Annotated in this window: 3 protein-coding genes; 2 read left to right on the top strand and 1 reads right to left on the bottom strand. The window is 64.1% G+C overall.

What is annotated here, in order from left to right; all coding sequences use genetic code 11:
- The coding region (locus tag EN750_RS27870) for a WD40 repeat domain-containing protein (protein ID WP_145967964.1) at nucleotides 1–869 on the top strand (869 nt) is incomplete at its 5' end.
- A 6-nt stretch (nucleotides 870–875) separates the two neighbouring features.
- On the opposite strand, the gene EN750_RS27865 is transcribed toward EN750_RS27870, so the two are convergent.
- Nucleotides 876–1,328, bottom strand: coding sequence for a hypothetical protein (locus EN750_RS27865; RefSeq protein WP_127331386.1), 453 nt, complete (start codon nucleotides 1,326–1,328; stop codon nucleotides 876–878).
- A gap of 156 nt (nucleotides 1,329–1,484) precedes the next feature.
- On the opposite strand from EN750_RS27865, the gene EN750_RS27860 reads away from it, so the two are divergent.
- On the top strand, nucleotides 1,485–2,774 hold a 1,290-nt coding region (locus tag EN750_RS27860), incomplete at its 3' end, for an aspartate aminotransferase family protein (protein WP_145967963.1).

The raw sequence follows: 2,774 nt of genomic DNA, 5'->3' as shown, positions 1-2,774 counted from the left end.
ACCATGGCCACAAGACAATTCAGGCCAATGACGGGGTGCTTGCCGCCTTCCATGATGCGGCCAATGACCGGCTGATCACCGGCGGCGAGGACGGCAAGGTGTTTTCCGTGAAAGCGGGCGGCGAGGTCACGGAATTGGCAAGCGCGGCCAAGAAGTGGATCACCAGCGTTGCCGCCGGGCCGCAAGGCGCCATCGCCTATGCCTCAGGCAAGACCGCCTTCGTGCGATTCGCCGACGGCAAGACGAGGGAATTCGTCCATCCGCGTTCGGTCGAGGGGCTGGCCTTCTCGCCCAAGGGCATGCGCTTCGGTGTCGCCCGCTACAATGGCGCGACGCTGCATTTCCCGGCCGCCGAGGGCAAGCCGGTGGAGCTTGAATGGGCCGGCGCCCACACCGGCATCACCTTCTCTCCCGATGGCGCCTTCCTCGTCACCACCATGCAAGAAAATGCATTGCACGGCTGGAAGCTCGCCGACGGCAAGCACATGCGCATGACCGGCTATCCCGGCAAGGTCAAAAGCCTGTCGTGGAGTGTGAAGGGCAAGTGGCTGGCGAGTTCCGGCGCGCCGGCGGCGATCGTCTGGCCGTTTTCAGGCAAGGATGGTCCAATGGGCAAGGCACCGCTGGAGCTCGGCACGCGCGGCAACGCCATGGTGACGGCTGTCGCCTGCCACCCGAGCCAGGATGTCGTTGCCGTCGGCTATGATGACGGCATGGTGATGGCGGTGCGTTTTGCCGACGCCAAGGAAGTGCTGTTGCGACGGCCGGGCAAGGGCGCCATCACCTCGATGATGTGGGACAAGGAAGAACGCCGGGTCGCCTTCGGTAGTGCCGCCGGCGATTGCGGCGTCATCGATATCACGGCCTGACCCCGCTCACTCCGCTCCGCACGACACTTTGCCGCTGATTTCCACCGGTTTGCCGTCCTGGTCCGTATCCGCCGCGGCGTCGTAGATGGAGAGCGTATAGCTCCCGTCGTAGACGCCTTCGTCGCTGGTCTTGGTCAGGATCGTCAGTTCGACCGAATTGATCTTTTGCGCGACCTCGTGCTCGCGATAGATGTTCAGCCGCAATTCCTTGCCGTCGAGCCAGTACTGCGTCAGGTTGGAATCCTCGAACACCGTCTTGCGCAGGCTGTCGCCGGCAGGCCGGCTCAGAATTTCGAGGTTGCCGCGAAAGTTGAAGGTCGGCCCGCCCATGCCTCTGGTGACGCCTGCCTCGACCTCGAATGTCGCCGCCGGGTCCTCGGTGGAGCACCAGATGCCACCCGACGCGAAGGCAGCGCCAGCCGACGACAGAAGCATTGCCACACACATGATCGTTCGCATTTTACCCCTCCACCTAAATTCCCGCTCATATTGGCGCTGACTTCGGCAGCACGGTCAAGCGCCGCCGCCAAAGGCTGAGCCAACGCAGGGCAGATGCGCGGCCAATTGCGGATGCGGACACGGATTGGCTAAGAGGGATCGACCAGAGGGGTTTTCATGCACAGCGACACGTCCAACACGTCCATCGGCGGCATCGGCCGCGACCGCATTGCCGATTTGCGCGAAACCGAGGGGGCAGCCTTCCGCAATGCGCGGCCAAAATCGCAGGCCAAGATCGGCAACGGCCTGCCCGGCTTCTTCAGCGGCGTCCCGATGCACTGGATGAACGATTGGCCGACGCCGTTCCCGATCCTGGTCGACAACGCCAGGGGCGCTACGATCATGGATATCGACGGAAACAAGCTCGACGATTTCTGCCTGGGAGACACCGGCTCGATGTTTGGCCATTCGCCGCCACCGGTGGCTCGCGCCATCCGCCGCCAGGCCGGACGCGGCCTGACCTATATGCTGCCTTCGGAAGATGCGCTGGCCATTGGGCCGCTGCTGCAGCAGCGCTTCGGAATGCCATTCTGGCAGATCGCGACGACGGCGACCGACGCCAACCGCTTTGCGCTGCGTGTTGCCCGTGCCGTCACCGGCCGCGAAAAAATCCTGGTCTTCAACGGCTGCTATCATGGCTCGGTCGACGAAACGATGGTGCGGCTGATCGACGGCAAGCCCGTCAACCGGCCAGGATTGGCGGGCGAGTTCCGCGACTTGACCCGCACGGCCAAGGTCATCGAGTTCAACGACGTTTCAGCACTCGAAGCCGCGCTTGGGGATAAGGACGTCGCCTGCGTCATCGCCGAGCCGGTGCTGACCAATTCCTGCATGGTGCTGGCCGGTCCGGGCTACCATGACGCCCTGCGCAAACTGACACGCCAAACCGGCACGCTGCTTCTGATCGACGAGACGCACACGATCTCGACCGGCCCCGGCGGCTACACGAGGAAATATGGTCTCGACCCGGACTTCTTCGTGCTGGGCAAGCCGATCGCCGGCGGCGTGCCGGCCAGTGTCTGGGGCATGAGCGACGACGTTGCCTCACGCTACGCGGATTACAACAGGACCAAGGAGCCGGGCTATTCCGGCATGGGCACGACACTCTCGGCCAACCCGCTGCAGTTCGCGGCGATGCGCGCCACGCTCGAAGAGGTGATGACGCAGGAAAACTACGACCGCATGGATCATCTGGCGCGGCGGCTCGATGCCGGGCTGACCGGCGTGATCGATCGCTATCGCCTGCCCTGGCATGTTTCCCGCGTCGGCGCTCGTGTCGAGTTCATCTGTGCGCCCGGTCCGCTGCGCAATGGCGCCGAGGCGGAAATGGCGCATGCACCGGAACTGGAGGCCGCCATCCATGTCGCGCTGGTCAATCGCGGCGTGCTGATCGCACCCTTCCACAAC

Source organism: Mesorhizobium sp. M7A.F.Ca.ET.027.03.2.1 (assembly GCF_003999175.1).
GTDB lineage: Bacteria > Pseudomonadota > Alphaproteobacteria > Rhizobiales > Rhizobiaceae > Mesorhizobium.
Note: the sequence above shows the minus strand (reverse complement) of the source record. Positions and strands in the feature narration are given on the sequence as shown.